Genomic DNA, 2,497 nt, shown 5'->3' on the forward strand with positions numbered 1-2,497 from the left:
TTAATAGTGTCTGTTATTGCTAATAACCCTCTAGCCTCACACCTAAAAGCAGTAACAGACACTATTAAACTTTAAGTAAGTTTGCCTATTTATAATTCATTGAGGTAAAAATCTTACTAATTCCTTTAATTCTATTATACAGCTGAGTTTACTAATTAACCTTTAATGTTTACGTTAGCATTTGCATCTTAAATCAAAGATTTACATATTATAGAAAATAATTATAAAATAATACACTACTTGTGTGTAAATTTTTTTGCATATCAAACTCTGTAAACAAATTTTCTAGAAAAGCCAAATAAATTATCTCTCTATGAAAGATCTATCGAATGTTGCAATTATAGGTGTAAACAAGAACGATAAAAGAGTGCGAGATTGAGTAACTATATATACTTCTACTGGCATACCAGGATATAGGTATACGTTTTTAAATTGAGCAAGTTCTGATTTTGGTATCACCACTCGCACTGAATAATAACGCCCCATCCTTGGATCATCAAGAGCATCAGGGGAAATATGGTTTACTATACCGTTAATTAAACTTAAGCGACGTGCACTATAAGCGCTCAGCCTTACTTTAACTTTCAGCCCTTCTAGTCCGTCGATAGAGACTATATTGCTATCTTTCTTTTTTGCTGACAGTATCTCTTCTATGTTTCTGGTTAGAACTTTAGCATCTATTATTAGATCATCATCTGATGGTACTATACTCAGGATTGGGACTCCAGATTGTATAACACCACCTTCAGTGTGGTATCTTATATCTGTAACTATACCATCTTGAGGTGATTTAATTATTGTACGTGCTAACGAATCTTCAGCAACCATCAGCCTCTCTTTTAAGTCTGCAATAGATGTATTAACTTCCTTAAGCTCAGCATTTGCTCTTTCTTGAGCATCATTCTTCACATTTATAATCTCTAACTCATTTTCTCCAATCTTTTGCTGTACTTGAGATATTGCAGAACGGTAATGTCCAACTCTACCCTCAATTTCAGCAAACTGTTTTTCTAAAGCTAAAATGTGTGGTTTGCTTATATGGCCACTATCAAGTAATTGTCTTTTTGTTTCTAACTCCTCAGTTATCAAGTCATATTGCTTATGGGCTGCATTTAGTTGAAAATTTAGCCCTGCTAATTCATCATTTAACTGCTTTATACGTTGTTGCAGTATGTCAGTTTTTCCTAATATACTCTTTCTCTGAGAGTTGAACAACTTTACCTGATTCTTTATCGCTTTATTTACAAGTTCATCGTTAGATAATCTTTTAACCTCATCAGAAAATTCTAGCGTATCTAAGTCTCCCCTGATTGCAATAAGTCTTGCTTCAGTTGCCAAAAGTGATAAGAGTTTTTCTTTAATTATACTCAAATTTGCCTTTTCGTTAACATCACTTAATAAAACTAAAGGCTCATCTTTTTTAACTGCTTGACCTTCTTTTACTAAAATTTTGCTTATTATTCCCCCACCCAAGTGTTGCACTATTTTTCTATTTGAAGAGACAATAACTTCTCCACTTGCATGCACTGCTCCGTCAATTGGAGCTATAGCTGACCAAATACCACCTATTCCAAAAAAGATGAATATCACCACTAAACCAAAAAATAGTGGTCCCCATGTGACTTTTAGGACTTCATTTACGTTATTACTCTCACGTTTAAAAATAAAATTTATCATCGCATCAATCCATGCGAACGTCTTATCCAAAAATTGATATTTCTTCTTTCTATTTCCTGCCCTTTGCATATCTATATCATCACTACCAATTAGGCCTGTCAAAGAAAGTCCAGCACTAAGCTTTTTTAACTTACTCATTATAATACTACTGCGAATTCTTGTTAACCAGGATAACACACAAAAACAAAGAATCTATACCTTAAGTACTTTACTTAGACTACGGAACATCAGAATAAACTATTTAGTAACAATTCTTATACTCCATTCAATGGTTCATCATTAGGCTAGAAAATCAAAAAGGTTTTACAATAACCATAATAACTATAATTATTATTAACACTGTTACTGCTTCGTTTAAAACACGAAAATAAACGTGAGTTTTCTTATTCAAGCCCACTGCAAAATTTTTCCTATGCTTTGCAAGTAGGACATGAATAGCAAACATTAAGAATAATGCTAGCGCTTTTACATGAAACCACCCTTCGCGATATGCTTCCCTAATAATCATTAGCATAATTCCAAAACTAAGGGAGAAAAGCATTGCAGGGTTTATGATATATCTAAGGAGTCTCTTCTCCATTATTTGAAGTAAGCTGTCATTTTCTGACCCTGGTTTTACAGATGCATGGTAAACATAAAGCCTTGGCAAATAGAGCATACCTGCCACCCACATAATTACAGAGATAACGTGAAAAGCTTCAAGCCAGTGATAGTAGTCCATATAGATAGTATTATAAAATGTTAAAGATTTCTGGTATGATCGATCTATAGATATAATACTACCATTTGATGACTTTTCAGCACATTTCTCACTTTCATA

Annotated in this window: 2 protein-coding genes; both read right to left on the reverse strand. The window is 33.2% G+C overall.

Annotation, left to right across the window (positions count from 1 at the left end; translation table 11 throughout):
• Positions 1 to 303: 303 nt before the first annotated feature.
• Complete coding sequence (locus ACJ5GX_RS04205; RefSeq protein WP_007302760.1) at positions 304 to 1,815, reverse strand: HlyD family type I secretion periplasmic adaptor subunit; 1,512 nt, start codon at positions 1,813 to 1,815, stop codon at positions 304 to 306.
• A gap of 154 nt (positions 1,816 to 1,969) precedes the next feature.
• Complete coding sequence (hemJ, locus tag ACJ5GX_RS04210; protein WP_012481732.1) at positions 1,970 to 2,398, reverse strand: protoporphyrinogen oxidase HemJ; 429 nt, start codon at positions 2,396 to 2,398, stop codon at positions 1,970 to 1,972.
• Positions 2,399 to 2,497 lie beyond the last annotated feature (99 nt).

It is taken from the genome of Wolbachia endosymbiont of Tuta absoluta, from assembly GCF_059414725.1.